We start from the raw sequence: 13,639 nt of genomic DNA, 5'->3' as shown, positions 1-13,639 counted from the left end.
CCTGCGTCGGCTGGCGCCCACAGGCCTCCCGGTTCGTTGACTGGACACTCCAGGGGCTAGACTCAACCCTCGGTGGCACGCCGACTGAATTCCCCTGCTCGACCGGACGAACCCCGCATCGCGGGGCCTGTCCGGACCTGCATCGGATGCCGGACACGCGCCACCAAGAGCGAGTTGTTGCGGGTGACCGCCGGCTCGGGAGCCGACGGCCGACCGGTCGTCGTCCCGGATCCTGGTGGCACCGCGCCGGGCCGTGGAGCGCACCTGCACCCCACGACCGGTTGCTACGACCTCGCGGTACGGCGGAAGGCCTTCTCCCGTGCGCTCCGGATCGCTCCGGGTGCGGGTGGGATCTCCAGCGTGCCGGTGGGGGAGTACGTCGCCCAGGCGGCCGCAGCTCGGACCGATCCGACCGACAGAGACTGGAGCAACAGCTCATGAGCACTCGATGAGTACCTCGCGATGAGCCAGTTCGTTCTGCACCACCCACCAACGGTCTAGAGATCCTCACCGGGTCTTGGGCCAGAAGGAGAACCGTGGCCAAGACCCGAGTTTCCGAACTCGCGAAGCAGTACGGCATCAAGAGCGCCGACGCGCTCAAGATGCTCAGTGACATCGGCGAGTTCGCCAAGACGGCGTCGTCGAGCATCGAGCTCCCCGCCGTGAAGAAGTTCGAGGCGACCTATGGAGCCGAGCTCCTCGCCAAGATGAAGCCTGCCGGCGACTCCGCCGGTGCGGCCGCCAAGCCGGCTCCCGAGGCTCCGGCCAAGAAGGCCGCTGCCGCGCCCGAGGCACCGGCCGCTGCCGCGCCGGCTCCCGCCGCCGAGGCCCCCGCGGCCGAGGCTCCGGCTGCTCTCGCGCCCAGGCCCGGCGGTCCCCGTCCGGGCCCGCGTCCGGGCCCCAAGGCCCCCGCCACCCCCGAGGCGCCGGTGGTCGAGGAGAAGCCGGCCGCCGCCGAGGCCCGGTCGCGCCCGAGGCCCCCCGAGGCCCCGGCCGCCCCGGGAGGCCCCGCCGCGCGGCTGCGCCGGTGCTCGGAGTGCCAAGCCCGGTGCCCCGAGGCCGCCGACGCCCAAGGCGCCGGCTCTGCCCGCGGCCGGTCGGCAAGCCCGGTGGCACGCCTCGTCCCGGAAACAACCCGTTCGCGCCCAGCCAGGGCATGGGCCGTCGTCCCGCCCCGCCGCCGCGTGAGGGCGAGGCCGGTCCGGCCGGCCCCCGCCCGCCGGCCGGCGCCGGTGGTGGCGGTGGCCGTCCCGGCATGCCGCGTCCGAACCCGGCGATGATGCCGAAGTCCGCCGCTGCCTTCGGGCAGGGCGGGCCCGGTGGCCGTGGTCCCGGTGGCGGGGGTCGTCCCGGCCCCGGTGGCCGTGGCCCGGGTGGTCCCGGTCGTGCCGGTGCCCCGGGTCGTCCCGGCGCCGGCGCCGGTGCGGGCGCTCCCGGCGGTCGCGGTCCCGGTGGCTTCGGTCCCGGTGGCGGCGGTCGTCCCGGTGGCGGCGGTCGTCCCGGGCAGCGTGGCCAGACCCAGGGCGCCTTCGGTCGCCCGGGCGGTCCCGCGCGTCGCGGCCGCAAGTCGAAGCGGGCGCGTCGCCAGGAGTTCGAGGCCATGGAGGCCCCGACGATCGGCGGCATGCGGGTCCGCAAGGGCAACGGCGAGACGGTGCGTCTCGCTCGGGGCTCGTCGCTGACCGACTTCGCCGAGAAGATCGGCGTCGACGCGGCCTCGCTGGTGCAGATGCTGTTCCACCTCGGCGAGATGGTCACCGCCACCCAGTCGGTGGGCGACGAGACGCTGGAGCTGCTCGGTGACGAGCTCAACTACGTCGTCGAGGTCGTCTCCCCGGAGGACGAGGACCGTGAGCTGCTCGAGTCGTTCGACATCGAGTTCGGCGCCGACGAGGGCAGCGAGGACGACCTGGTCGTCCGCCCGCCGGTCGTGACCGTCATGGGTCACGTCGACCACGGAAAGACCAAGCTCCTCGACGCGCTGCGCAACGCCAACGTCGTCGAGGGCGAGGCCGGTGGCATCACCCAGCACATCGGTGCCTACCAGGTCCACACCGATGTCGACGGCGACGACCGCCGGATCACCTTCATCGACACCCCGGGTCACGAGGCGTTCACCGCCATGCGTGCCCGTGGTGCCCAGGCGACCGACATCGCCGTCCTGGTGGTCGCGGCCGACGACGGCGTGATGCCGCAGACGGTCGAGGCGCTCAACCACGCCAAGGCGGCCAACGTGCCGATCGTGGTCGCGGTCAACAAGATCGACAAGGAGTCCGCGGACCCGACCAAGGTCCGGGGCCAGCTCTCCGAGTACGGCCTGATCCCCGAGGAGTACGGCGGCGACGCGATGTTCGTCGACGTCTCTGCCAAGGCCGGGCTCAACCTCGACAAGCTGCTCGAGGCGATCGTGCTCACCGCCGACGCGTCCTTGGACCTGCGGGCCAACCCGGTCCAGGACGCCCAGGGCCTCGTGGTCGAGGCGCACCTCGACCGCGGTCGCGGCCCGGTGGCCACGATCCTCGTCCAGCGCGGCACCCTGCGCGTCGGCGACTCGATCGTCGCCGGTCCGGCCCACGGTCGTGTCCGCGCCATGCTCGACGAGCACGGCAACGAGCTGACCGAGGCCGACCCGGCCCGGCCCGCGATGGTCCTCGGCCTCTCGTCCGTCCCGGGCGCCGGCCAGAACTTCATCGTGGTCGAGGACGACCGGATGGCCCGTCAGATCGCCGAGAAGCGCGAGGCGCGCGAGCGGGCGGCCATGCAGGCCAAGCGCCGCGTGCGTCGTACCCTCGAGGACTTCATGGCCTCCATGGAGAAGGGCGAGAGCCAGGAGCTCAACCTCATCCTCAAGGGCGACGTGTCCGGTTCGGTCGAGGCCCTCGAGGACGCTCTCGCCCAGATCGACGTGGGCGAGGAGGTCAGCCTGCGGGTCATCGACCGTGGTGTCGGTGCGATCACCGAGACCAACGTCGACCTCGCCGCCGCCTCCGACGCGATCATCATCGGCTTCAACGTCCGTCCGCAGGGCAAGGCGGGGCAGATGGCCGAGAAGGAGGGCGTCGAGATCCGCTACTACTCGGTCATCTACCAGGCGATCGAGGAGATCGAGGCGGCCCTCAAGGGAATGCTCAAGCCGGAGTACGAGGAGCACGCTCTCGGCCAGGCGGAGATCCGTGCGATCTTCCGCTCGTCCAAGATCGGCAACATCGCCGGTTGCATGGTCACCAGTGGTGTCATCCGCCGCAACGCCAAGGTCCGCGTCCTGCGCGACGGCGCCGTGGTGGCCGACAACCTCGACCTGGCCTCCCTCAAGCGGGAGAAGGACGACGCGGCCGAGGTCCGGGAGGGCTTCGAGTGCGGTCTCGTGCTCCGCAACTTCCAGGACATCAAGGAGGGCGACGTCGTCGAGGCCTTCGAGATGCGGGAGATCCCGCGCGCCTGATGGGCGGCGGCCTGCTGCTGTCGGTTTCTCAAGGTATGCAGGTCGACCGGCACTTCCCCGTCCGTATTCGGACGGGGAAGTGCCGGTTCGGCGACATACCTTGAGAAACCGCCGCCCCGTTCCAACTGATAGGAAACAGACCATGGCCAGCCCGCGGGTACGCAAGATCGCCGACCGGATCCAGGTGATCGTCGCCGAGATGCTCGAGCACCGGATCAAGGACCCGCGGCTTCGCCACGAGAATGGGCACCTCGTCACCGTGACCGAGGTCCGGCTCACCGGTGACGCGCAGAACGCGACCGTCTACTACACGGTGCTGGGCGAGGACGCCGACCAGCAGGCGACGGCCGTCGCCCTGGAGTCGGCCAAGGGCCTGCTGCGCTCCGAGGTCGGCAAGCAGCTCGGCATGCGCCACGTCCCGTCGCTCGCCTTCGAGTTCGACGGCGTCCCCGAGACCGCGCGTCACCTCGACGAGGTGCTGGCCCGGGCCCGCGAGGCCGACGCCGCCGTCGCCGCGGCCCGCGAGGGCGCGCAGCCGGCCGGCGAGGCCGACCCGTACAAGAAGCCGCGCGAGGTACTCGACGAAGAGGCCGAGGACGTCGAGTGACCCGGTCCGGCGTGCCGTCGGGCCTGGTCGTCGTCGACAAGCCCGCCGGCATGACGTCCCACGCCGTCGTCTCGCGGGTACGCCGCGCGGTCGGCACCCGCAAGGTCGGCCATGCCGGCACCCTCGACCCGATGGCGACCGGGGTGCTGGTGCTGGGCGTCGAGCGCGCCACCCGGCTGCTCGGGCACCTGATGCTCACCGAGAAGGCGTACGACGCCACGGTCCGCCTCGGCGCCTCGACCACCACCGACGACGCCGAGGGTGAGCTCGTCGCGGCGACACCGGCGGGCCACCTCGACGCCGCGGCCCTGCGGGACGTGTTCGCGACCCAGGTCGGCGAGATCCTCCAGGTGCCGACCGCGGTCAGCGCGATCAAGGTCGACGGCAAGCGCGCCTACCAGCGGGTGCGCGACGGCGAGGAGGTCGAGCTCAAGGCCCGGCCGGTCACGGTCCACGAGCTGACGATCCACGAGCAGCGGGTCGTCGGCGACTTCGTCGACGTCGACCTCACGGTCCGCTGCTCCAGCGGCACCTACATCCGGGCGATCGCCCGCGACGTCGGCGCCGCACTCGGCGTCGGTGGGCACCTCACCGCGCTGCGTCGCACCGCCGTCGGTCCGTTCACCCTCGCCGGCGCGGTCACCGACCTCGACCAGGTCACGGTCACGCCGCTGGCCGACGCGGCGCGCGCGACCTTCCCGGCGCTCGACCTCGACGCCGAGCAGGCCCAGGCGGTCCGCTACGGCCGGCCGCTGCCGCTCACGATCGACACGCTGAGCGCGGTGTTCGCCCCCGACGGCGAGTTCCTGGCGCTCTACCGCCCCGAGGGCGGCGCCGCGCGACCGGCGGCCGTCTTCGTCGGCTGAGGGCCCGTGTGGGGCCGGCCGACGACCGATGTGGGAGAGTTGCGGCCGTGCGAGTGTGGCGTGACCTCTCCGACGTGCCCGGCGACCTCGGTCGCACGGTGGCGACGATCGGGAACTTCGACGGCATGCACCTGGGCCACCAGCACGTCGTACGACGGGCGCGGGAGGTGGCGGCCGAGGTCGGCGCCGATGCGGCGGTCGACGGCGTGGTGGCGGTGACCTTCGACCCGCACCCGATCGCGGTGCTGCGGCCCGAGCACGCCCCGCCGACCCTGACGACCATCGACCAGCGGCTGCGGCTGCTGGGAGAGGCGGGCGTCGACGACGTGCTCGTGATCCCGTTCTCCCGCGAGATCGCGGCCTGGACGCCCAGGGAGTTCATCGACCGGATCCTCATCGACACGCTGCACGTGAAGGCGGTGGTCGTCGGGGCGAACTTCCGCTTCGGCAACCGCGCCGCTGGCGACTGCAACCTGCTGCGCAGCGCGGGTCTCGACCACGACTTCGTCCTCGAGGAGGTCAGCCTCGACGGCGGACCGCAGGTGTGGTCGTCGACCTATGTGCGGACCTGCCTGGCGGCCGGCGACGTCACCGGCGCCGCGGAGGCGCTGGGCCGGGCCTTCACCGTCACCGGCGTCGTGGTCGAGGGCGACAAGCGGGGCCGCGAGCTCGGCTTCCCGACCGCCAACGTGCCGGTCCGCGCGGGCGCGGCGGCGCCGGCCGACGGGGTGTACGCCGGGCTGCTCACGGTCCTCGACGGGGCCGACGCCGGGACGACGTACCCCGCCGCGATCAGCGTCGGCACCAACCCGACCTTCGCCGGCGAGCGCGAGCGCCGGGTCGAGTCCTATGTGCTCGACCGCACCGATCTGTACCTGTACGGGAACGAGGTCGAGGTCACCTTCGTCGAGCGGCTGCGCGGCATGGTCCGCTTCGACTCGATCGACGCTCTGCTGATTGCCATGGCCGACGACGTCGACCGGGCCCGGGCGATCCTCGCCGACTGACATGCCTGGGCCGCGCGAGGATCTCGCCGCTGCCGAGCGGTGGTTCGTCGAGCACGGCCTGCCGTACTTCGTCGACGACGTCCGCGCCGGCGTGGCGCGCGGCCTGGGCCGCAGCCGGCTGGTCGCGGTGCTGGTCGTGGCCGTCGTGCTGGGCGTCGCGGGCGGCTGCGGGGTCGGTGCGAGACTCGGTGCCGCCGCCGGGCTCGGCGGCGGGATGAGCGTCGGCGGCGTGGTGCTCGCGGCGTACGCCCTCGCCACGCTGCGCGCCCGGCTGATCGTGGGCTGGGCGGTACGACGCACCCTGCGCTCCTTCGGCCTGGTCCTGCCGCTGGTGACGCGCGCGCTGCCGCTGCTCCTGCTGTTCATGACCTTCCTGTTCATCAACGCCGAGGTGTGGCAGGTCGCGGCCAGCCTCGACGGCGGCGTGCTGTGGGTCGCGGTACTGCTCTTCGCGGCGATCGCCGTCGGCTTCCTGCTGACCCGGCTGCCCGAGGAGCTCGACAAGGTCGACGCCGGGCTGCGCGGCCTGGAGCGGGTCAACCTGCTGCTGGTGCTGCTCGTCGCCCAGGCCGTTCAGGTGCTGCTGCTGGCGCTCGCGGTGTTCGCGTTCTTCATCGTCTTCGGCGTCGTCGCGATGGAGCCGTCGGTGGTGGTCCAGTGGACCGGCGGCGACCTCCACCAGCCCGACGGGCCGGTGGGCGAGCTGCTCGGCGAGCGGCTCAGCCTCGAGCTGCTGCGGGTCTCGACCTTTCTCGCGGCGTTCAGCGGGCTCTACTTCACCGTGTACGCCGTCACCGACGAGATGTACCGCACCCAGTTCTTCTCCGTGGTGCTGCGTGAGCTCGAGCGCGCGGTCAGCGCTCGGGCGGCGTACCGCTCGCTGCGCGACGAGGGGCCGGCGTGACCGGTCGCTGCCGGTGGGCCCAGGTCGACCTAGCGAAGCTAGTCCTCGACCCGGCCGCGCAGCTGCTTGGTCCGCCCGCGCTGCCGCTTGGCCTCCAGCCGCCGCTCCTGGGAGCCGCGGGTGGGCCTGGTGGCCCGCCGGGCCGGCGGAGACGGTGCGAGCAGCTCGCGGACCCGAGCGGCGAGCCGCTCGCGGGCCGCGACCCGGTTGCGGTGCTGGGAGCGGTGCTCGTGGGCGACGACGCCGATCGGCCCGTCGGTGCGGGCCAGCAGCCGGTCGCGTTGGGGGCTGGAGAGCGCGGTGGAGGCGGCCGGGTCCCAGACCAGCTCGACCCGGCTGTCGGTGGTGTTGACCGACTGCCCGCCGGGGCCGGGGGAGCGGGAGAACCGCTCGACCAGCTCGGCGTCGGGGATGACCAGGCCGGCCGGCAGGCCGGGGCCGGCAGGAACGTGGAGGTCCCTCACGGGACACCGCTCGGCAGCGGGCCCCAGGCGGCCTCGCACAGCTTGCACCTGCCGGTCCACGTCTCCACGCCGGCATCGTCGCACAGCGATTCGGTCGCGTGCCGACCTCGCTGTTAGCCTAGTGCGGTTGCCGTCAGAACGGCCGCGGACCAAGAGAGCTCCAGGATTTCAGGCTGGGGCGCCGCGCAACGAGCACTGTGCCCGCAGGGGCGAAGAAGGGGAGTTCACATGGCAGTCGGTACCGACGCTGAGACCAAGAAGAAGATCATCGCCGAGTACGCCACGACCGAGGGCGACACCGGTTCGCCCGAGGTGCAGATCGCGCTGCTCTCGCACCGGATCAGCCACCTGACCGAGCACCTCAAGCAGCACAAGCACGACCACCACAGCCGTCGTGGCCTGCTCCTGCTCGTCGGCCAGCGCCGCCGTCTTCTCAACTACCTGAAGAAGACCGAGATCGAGCGCTACCGCTCTATCGTCGAGCGCCTCGGCCTGCGCCGCTGATCTCGACGCACTGATGCTCTGCCAGAACGGGTGACCCACTCCGGGTCGCCCGTTCTGCAATTTGCCCGCCGATCGATAAAGTGGCAGGCGTCATTCAAGTCCGATTCCGCGGGGCAGCGCGTCCCGCACCGTACGAACAAGAGAAAACATTGACTGAGCCCGTGATCTCCGAGGTCGAGACTGTTCTCGACAACGGCAAGTTCGGCACCCGCACCGTCAAGTTCGAGACGGGCGTCCTCGCCCGCCAGGCCGCCGGTTCGGTGAGCGCCTACCTCGACGGCGACACCATGTTGCTGTCGGCGACCACCGCCGGCAAGCACCCGAAGGACCACTTCGACTTCTTCCCCCTCACCATCGACGTCGAGGAGCGGATGTACGCCGCGGGCCGGATCCCCGGCTCGTTCTTCCGCTCCGAGGGCCGCCCGGGCGAGGACGCGATCCTGGCCTGCCGCCTGATCGACCGCCCGCTGCGCCCCACCTTCAAGAAGGGCCTGCGCAACGAGGTCCAGGTCGTCATCACCGTGATGGCGCTCAACCCCGACACGCCCTACGACGTGCTCGCGATCAACGCCGCGTCGCTGTCGACCCAGCTCTCCGGCCTGCCGTTCAGCGGCCCGGTCGGCGCCACCCGCGTCGCCCTCATCGACGGCCAGTGGGTCGCGTTCCCGACCCACAGCCAGCTGGAGAAGGCCGTGTTCGACATGGTCGTCGCCGGCCGGGTCACCGAGACCGGTGACGTCGCGATCATGATGGTCGAGGCCGAGGCCACCGAGGAGACCATCGAGCTGGTCCGCGGCGGTGCCCAGGCGCCGACCGAGGAGGTCGTGGCCGGTGGCCTCGAGGCCGCCAAGCCGTTCATCAAGCAGCTGGTCGAGGCCCAGGTCGAGCTCGCCAACGTGGCCGCCAAGCCGGTCCAGGAGTTCCCGATCTTCCTCGACTACGAGGACGACGTGTACGCCGCCGTCGAAGCCGCTGTCGGCAAGGACGTCACCGACCTCTACAGCGTCGGCGGCGACCGCGAGCGGGTGCTGTCCAAGCAGGAGCGCGAGGCCGAGGGCGACCGGATCAAGGTCGCCCTGCTGGACCAGCTCGCCGGCCAGTTCGAGGGCCGCGAGAAGGAGATCGGCGCGGCGTACAAGGCCGTCACCAAGCAGGCCATCCGCACCCAGGTGCTGCGCGACAAGGTCCGCATCGACGGCCGCGGTCTCGCCGACATCCGTCCGCTGCACGCCGAGGTCGACGTGATCCCGCGCGTCCACGGCTCCGCGCTGTTCGAGCGTGGCGAGACCCAGATCCTGGGCGTGACCACCCTCGACATGCTCAAGATGGAGCAGCAGATCGACACCCTGTCGCCGGAGTCGCACCGGCGCTACATGCACAAGTACATCTTCCCGCCGTTCTCCACCGGCGAGACCGGCCGGGTCGGCTCGCCGAAGCGCCGCGAGGTCGGCCACGGCGCGCTCGCGCGCCGCGCGCTGCTGCCGGTCCTGCCGACCCGCGAGGAGTTCCCCTACGCGATCCGCCAGCTCTCCGAGGCGATGGGCTCCAACGGCTCCACCTCGATGGGCTCGGTCTGCGCCTCGACCCTGTCGCTGCTGCAGGCCGGCGTTCCGCTGAAGGCTCCGGTCGCCGGTATCGCCATGGGCCTCATCTCCGGTGAGGTCGACGGCAAGACCGAGTACGTCGCGCTGACCGACATCCTCGGCGCCGAGGACGCGTTCGGCGACATGGACTTCAAGGTCGCCGGCACCAAGGAGTTCGTCACCGCGCTCCAGCTCGACACCAAGCTCGACGGCATCCCCGCCGAGGTCCTGGCCGCGGCGCTGACCCAGGCCCGCGACGCCCGCCTGACGATCCTCGAGGTCATGGGCGAGGCCATCGACGCTCCCGAGGAGATGTCGGTCCACGCCCCGCGGATCATCACCGTCAAGGTGCCCGTGGACAAGATCGGCGAGGTCATCGGGCCCAAGGGCAAGGTCATCAACCAGCTGCAGGACGACACCGGCGCCTCGATCTCCATCGAGGACGACGGCACGGTCTACATCGGTGCGACCAACGGCGAGGCCGCCGAGGCGGCCCGGGCCGCGATCAACGCGATCGCGAACCCGACCATGCCCGAGGTCGGCGAGCGCTACCTCGGCACGGTCGTCAAGACGACCAACTTCGGTGCGTTCATCGCGCTCATGCCGGGCAAGGACGGCCTGCTGCACATCAGCAAGCTGCGTGGCCTCGCCGGCGGCAAGCGCGTCGAGAACGTCGAGGACGTCGTCGCGGTGGGCCAGAAGCTGCAGGTCGAGATCGCCGAGATCGACGACCGCGGCAAGCTGTCCCTCATCCCGGTGGTCGAGGAGTCGGCGGCCGCCGAGACCGCCGAGGGCGAGGAGTCTGACTCCGAGTGAGCACCACCAGCTCCACGACGGCCGGCCAGCGCTCCGCTGGCCGGCCGTCGGCCGTCTCCCGTGCCGCGGCGTCCACCCGGACCCTCGAGACGGTCCGCGACCAGGCCGGCCAGGTGACCTCGTTGGTACGCCGCACCCGGCTGCCCTCCGGACTGCGGATCGTCACCGAGCAGATGGCCGGCGCCCGCTCCGCGTCGGTCGGCGTCTGGGTCGGCGTCGGCTCCCGCGACGAGACCGTGAAGACCCACGGCGCCTCGCACTTCCTCGAGCACCTGCTCTTCAAGGGCACCACCGAGCGCTCGGCGCTCGACATCTCCATCGAGCTCGACGCGGTGGGCGGTGAGTTCAACGCGTTCACCGCCAAGGAGTACACCTGCTTCCACGCCCGGGTGCTCTCCGACGACCTGCCGCTCGCGGTCGACGTGCTCGGCGACATGATCACCGGCTCGGTCATCGCGAGCCACGACGTCGACGCCGAGCGTGACGTGATCCTCGACGAGATCGCGATGCACGACGACGACCCCGACGACGTCGTCCAGAACCTCCTCGCCGAGCTCACCTGGGGTGCGGACTCGGCCCTGGGCCGCCCGATCGCCGGCACCACCGCCTCGATCGAGGCGATGACCCCCGCGCAGATCAAGCGCTTCTACCGGCGCCACTACACGCCGGCCAACACCGTCATCTCGGTCGCCGGCGCGCTCGACCACGCGGCCGTCGTACGCGCGGTCAAGAAGGCGTTCGGCCGCCACGACTGGCTGGCGGCGTCGGCCGCCCCTGCCGCCCCTCGCACGACGACCGCCCGGCGCCGTCCCCCGACGCGCGCCGGCGACGCCCGGCGCCGTCCCCCGACGCGCGCCGGCGACGCCCGGGTCGACAGACCCTTCGAGCAGGTCAACCTGGTCCTCGGCCGCGAGGGCCTGGTCCGCGATGACGAGCGGCGCTACGCACTCGGCGTACTCAACACCGCGCTCGGCGGCGGCACGTCCAGCCGGCTGTTCCAGGAGGTCCGCGAGGTGCGCGGGCTGGCCTACTCGGTCTACTCCTTCGCCAGCCACTACGCCGACTCCGGCATCGTCGGCGTCGCCGTGGGCTGCCTGCCCGACCGCACCGACGAGGTGCTGGCGGTGGTCCGCGAGCTGCTCGACACCATCGCGGCCGAGGGGATCACCGAGGACGAGCTGGTCCGTGGCAAGGGTCAGCTGGTCGGTGGGATGATCCTCGGCCTCGAGGACTCCGGCTCGCGGATGATGCGTCTGGGCAAGAACGAGCTGGTCAACGGAGAAGTGCTCGGCATCGACGAGGTGATCGCCCGGATCGAGGCGGTCACCCTCGAGGAGGTGCGCGAGGTCGCGGCGGAGGTCTTCGGCCGGCCCGAGCTCCTCGCGCTGGTCGGTCCGGCGTAACGTCATTCGTTCCGTGGGCGATCGCCCACGGAACGAATGACGTTACCGCGGGGAAATGCCCTCGGGCTCCGGGTCGGCCGGCTCGATGGAGAGCACGAAGTCGTCGCCGTGCTCGGTGACACCGGTGATGACGGCCTGCTCGACCGCCTCCTCGCCGTAGCGGCGGCGCACCACCATCGGGTCGGTGCGCAGCTCGCGGACGAGAGCGGCGGCGAGGCCGACCATGATCAGCACGAACGGCAGCGCCGCCACGATGGTGATCGTCTGCAGGCCGGTCAGCGCGTCCTCACCGCCCGCGAGCAGCATCACCGCGGCGACGGCCCCGGTGGCGACGCCCCAGAAGATCACGACGGTGCGCCGCGGCTCCGTCGTACCGCGCTCGGAGAGACTGCCCATCACGATCGACGCGGCGTCGGCGCCCGAGACGAAGAAGATCGCCACCAACAGCATGACCAGGACGCTGGCGATGGTGGCCAGGGGGAGCGCGTCGAGGGTGCCGAACAGCTGGGCCTCCAGGCCGCCGGCGTTCGCGATGTCGGTGCCGGAGTCCTGCAGGTCGATGGCGGTGCCGCCGAGGATGCAGAACCAGATCACGCTGACCACGCTGGGCACCAGCAGCACGCCGGTGACGAACTGGCGGATGGTGCGCCCACGCGAGATGCGGGCGATGAACATGCCGACGAACGGGGTCCACGACAGCCACCAGGCCCAGTAGAAGACGGTCCAGCCGCTCAGCCAGGCCTCGGTGTCGGCGCCCTCCGCGCCGGTGCGGGCGGCCATCATGGCCAGGTCCTGCACGTAGCTGCCGAGCGAGGTCGGCACCAGGTTGAGGATGAAGACGGTCGGGCCGACCACGAACAGGAACAGGGCCAGCACGACGGCCAGCACCATGTTGATGTTGGACAGCCACTGGATGCCCTTGGCGACGCCCGAGACGGCCGAGAGCACGAAGGCCACGGTCAGCACGCTGATGATGCCGACGAGTACGCCGTTGCCGAGCGGGCCGATGTCGCCGACGATCTCCAGGCCGCTGCTGATCTGCAGCGCGCCCAGGCCCAGCGAGGTGGCGGAGCCGAACAGGGTCGCGAAGATCGCGAACATGTCGATCACCTTGCCGGCGCCGCCCGACGCGCGCTTGCCGAGCAGCGGCACGAACGCCGCGGAGATCAGCTGCACCCGGCCCTTGCGGTAGACGCCGTAGGCGATCGCGAGCCCGACGACGGCGTAGATCGCCCACGGGTGCAGCGTCCAGTGGAACATCGTGGTCGCCATCGCGGTCTGCGCCGCGGAATCCGGGGCGCCGCCGGTGCCGGGCGGCGGGTTCACGAAGTGGGAGAGCGGCTCGCTGACGCCGTAGAACATCAGGCCGATGCCCATGCCGGCGCTGAACATCATCGCGATCCACGACGTCGTACGGAACTCCGGCTCCTCGTCGTCGCGGCCCAGCGGGATGGTGCCGTACTTGCTCACCGCCAGCCAGATCACGAACACCACGAAGCCGCTGGACGTCAGCACGAACAGCCAGCCGGTGTTGGTCATCACCCAGTCCAGCGCCTTGCCGGAGGCGGTGCCGAGTGAGGTCGTGCTCGCCAGGCCCCAGACCACGAAGGCGACGCTCACGGCGGCTGCGACACCGAAGACGACGGGGTCGAGGCCGCGCCGGGTGGGCTCGTCGACCTCGACGGCCTGGTCCAGCGCCGGGTGCGGTACGACGTCCGCCGCCGGCGTGGACAGCGCGTCGGCCAGCTCGGTGGCCCGGTTCTTGCCCGGATGGTCGTTCGGAGGGTTGCTCGGGGTGGTGCTGGATGTCTGGGTCACGTCGCTCCAGGGTCTCGCCGGTCAGGACGCAGGCGTCCGTTCCCGGCGGGTTCCCGGAAGGCGCGGGCCCGACGTGACGGCGTGGAGCGCGCGCCACGCATTCACGTCAGGTTCGAGTACTGCCGAGAGACAGGCCAGCCCGAAACGGGCGTGCTGCCTTGGCAGGCTAACAAGAGGTGACGGCGAACCGTCGAATCGACGGCGGGCCGGTGCCGGGGCGCAGGG

12 protein-coding genes are annotated in these 13,639 nt (G+C 71.5%); 10 read left to right on the top strand and 2 right to left on the bottom strand.

The annotated features are described in order from the left end of the window. The first annotated feature begins 72 nt into the window (after positions 1–72). The 7 genes from ACUP6Y_RS14265 to ACUP6Y_RS14235 all read left to right on the top strand — a co-directional run bounded on the left by ACUP6Y_RS14265 (position 73) and on the right by ACUP6Y_RS14235 (position 6,826). Complete coding sequence (locus ACUP6Y_RS14265) at positions 73–441, top strand: YlxR family protein (RefSeq protein WP_462551400.1); 369 nt, start codon at positions 73–75, stop codon at positions 439–441. 95 nt (positions 442–536) lie between these two features. Further along, a complete protein-coding gene (locus tag ACUP6Y_RS14260; protein ID WP_462551398.1) occupies positions 537–1,280 on the top strand; it encodes a translation initiation factor IF-2 N-terminal domain-containing protein in 744 nt (247 codons plus the stop codon). Further along, complete coding sequence (gene infB, locus ACUP6Y_RS14255; protein WP_462551397.1) at positions 1,256–3,442, top strand: translation initiation factor IF-2; 2,187 nt, start codon at positions 1,256–1,258, stop codon at positions 3,440–3,442. The genes ACUP6Y_RS14260 and infB overlap by 25 nt, the downstream gene beginning before the upstream one ends. Before the next feature lie 142 nt (positions 3,443–3,584). Continuing rightward, a complete protein-coding gene (gene rbfA, locus ACUP6Y_RS14250) occupies positions 3,585–4,049 on the top strand; it encodes a 30S ribosome-binding factor RbfA (protein ID WP_462551396.1) in 465 nt (154 codons plus the stop codon). Further along, positions 4,046–4,915, top strand: coding sequence for a tRNA pseudouridine(55) synthase TruB (truB, locus tag ACUP6Y_RS14245; RefSeq protein WP_462551395.1), 870 nt, complete (start codon positions 4,046–4,048; stop codon positions 4,913–4,915). Before rbfA ends, truB begins: the two co-directional genes overlap by 4 nt. 47 nt (positions 4,916–4,962) lie before the next feature. Continuing rightward, complete coding sequence (locus tag ACUP6Y_RS14240; protein ID WP_462551394.1) at positions 4,963–5,922, top strand: bifunctional riboflavin kinase/FAD synthetase; 960 nt, start codon at positions 4,963–4,965, stop codon at positions 5,920–5,922. 1 nt (position 5,923) lies between these two features. Then, entirely contained in the window at positions 5,924–6,826 is a 903-nt protein-coding gene (locus ACUP6Y_RS14235) for a hypothetical protein (RefSeq protein WP_462551393.1), read from the top strand. A 38-nt stretch (positions 6,827–6,864) separates the two neighbouring features. On the opposite strand, the gene arfB is transcribed toward ACUP6Y_RS14235, so the two are convergent. Continuing rightward, the gene (gene arfB / locus ACUP6Y_RS14230; protein ID WP_462551392.1) at positions 6,865–7,290 is read right to left on the bottom strand and encodes an alternative ribosome rescue aminoacyl-tRNA hydrolase ArfB; all 426 of its coding nucleotides are present in this window, start codon (positions 7,288–7,290) and stop codon (positions 6,865–6,867) included. 228 nt (positions 7,291–7,518) lie between these two features. Here arfB and rpsO point away from each other — a divergent pair, with 228 nt between their 5' ends. The 3 genes from rpsO to ACUP6Y_RS14215 all read left to right on the top strand — a co-directional run bounded on the left by rpsO (position 7,519) and on the right by ACUP6Y_RS14215 (position 11,596). Next, positions 7,519–7,794, top strand: a complete 276-nt coding sequence (gene rpsO / locus ACUP6Y_RS14225; protein WP_036542197.1) for a 30S ribosomal protein S15 — start codon at positions 7,519–7,521, stop codon at positions 7,792–7,794. Positions 7,795–7,955: 161 nt separating this feature from the next. Next, entirely contained in the window at positions 7,956–10,193 is a 2,238-nt protein-coding gene (locus tag ACUP6Y_RS14220) for a polyribonucleotide nucleotidyltransferase (protein ID WP_462551391.1), read from the top strand. Continuing rightward, positions 10,190–11,596 (top strand): M16 family metallopeptidase, encoded by a 1,407-nt coding sequence (locus ACUP6Y_RS14215; RefSeq protein ID WP_462551390.1) that lies wholly within the window; start codon positions 10,190–10,192, stop codon positions 11,594–11,596. Before ACUP6Y_RS14220 ends, ACUP6Y_RS14215 begins: the two co-directional genes overlap by 4 nt. Before the next feature lie 42 nt (positions 11,597–11,638). Here the strand turns inward: ACUP6Y_RS14215 and ACUP6Y_RS14210 are convergent, their stop codons facing one another. Beyond that, the gene (locus ACUP6Y_RS14210) at positions 11,639–13,414 is read right to left on the bottom strand and encodes a BCCT family transporter (RefSeq protein WP_462551389.1); all 1,776 of its coding nucleotides are present in this window, start codon (positions 13,412–13,414) and stop codon (positions 11,639–11,641) included. Positions 13,415–13,639 lie beyond the last annotated feature (225 nt).

The organism is Nocardioides sp. S5-5, assembly GCF_054954065.1.
The sequence above is the reverse complement of the archived record's forward strand: the minus strand, read 5'-3'. Positions and strand labels throughout refer to the sequence as shown.

What these genes read in the sequence shown, in the direction of transcription:
- infB (WP_462551397.1), top strand. Translation starts at nt 1,256, where the DNA reads ATGCCGCGTCCGAACCCGGCGATGATGCCGAAGTCCGCCGCTGCCTTC.
- rbfA (WP_462551396.1), top strand. Translation starts at nt 3,585, where the DNA reads ATGGCCAGCCCGCGGGTACGCAAGATCGCCGACCGGATCCAGGTGATC.
- ACUP6Y_RS14235 (WP_462551393.1), top strand. Translation starts at nt 5,924, where the DNA reads ATGCCTGGGCCGCGCGAGGATCTCGCCGCTGCCGAGCGGTGGTTCGTC.
- rpsO (WP_036542197.1), top strand. Translation starts at nt 7,519, where the DNA reads ATGGCAGTCGGTACCGACGCTGAGACCAAGAAGAAGATCATCGCCGAG.